General features: G+C 70.0%; 1 protein-coding gene. It reads right to left on the bottom strand.

The window, feature by feature from the left end:
• Window positions 1-20 precede the first annotated feature (20 nt).
• The coding region (locus AC3ET4_RS30905) for a transposase family protein (protein ID WP_431955298.1) at window positions 21-704 on the bottom strand (684 nt) is incomplete at its 5' end.

The following is a 704-nucleotide window of genomic DNA, read 5'->3' as shown; positions in this document are numbered from 1 at the left end:
TGACGTTTTCTCAGCGGTGATCATTTCCAGGTTCCGTTGAGGACGAGGGCGGCGCGGGCGATGTCGCCGATCCGGCTCGGGCTGAGGGTGACGTGCTGCAGGGTGCGCCAGCGCTGTTTGAGCTCGGCGGCAGCGCGTTCGCCGAGTGCACGGATGCCTCTGATCAGGCTGTTCGTGGTGCGGGTGTCCGCGTGCAGGGCCTGTTCGGAGCGGCCCTTCGGGCGGCGGACGGGGACGTGGATGCCGATGCCGGCTCCGATGTAGCCCTTGTCGGCCAGGGTGGGCAGGCCGTCGGCCGCGGCCTTGTAGGGAGCGGGGAGGGCGTGGATGCGGGCTGCGGTGATGTCCGGGGTGGATCCGGGCTCGACGTCGGAGACCCATAGTGGGGTGCCGTCCGGGGCGGACAGGAATTGCACGTTCCCGCCGAACGCCTTGTGTTTCTGGCTGAACCACAGGTCGTTGCCGTTCTCGCGGACTCCGGCGACGCGGTCGGACTCGATCAGCGTGCCGTCCAGGACCACGTGGGTCATGCCCTCGCGCCGGCAGCGCTCCAGGACCTCGTGCAGGTCCGGGGCCTGGTCGGCGAGGACGTCGATGCCTTCGTGGAGGTAGCGGTAGCCGGTGGCCTGGGAGATGCCGGCGTCGCGGGCCAGGCAGTGCACGCAGCCGCGTTCGCGGAACCAGCGCAGGACCAGCACGGCCTG

The organism is Actinacidiphila sp. bgisy167 (assembly GCF_057707665.1).
The sequence above is the reverse complement of the archived record's forward strand: the minus strand, read 5'-3'. Positions and strand labels throughout refer to the sequence as shown.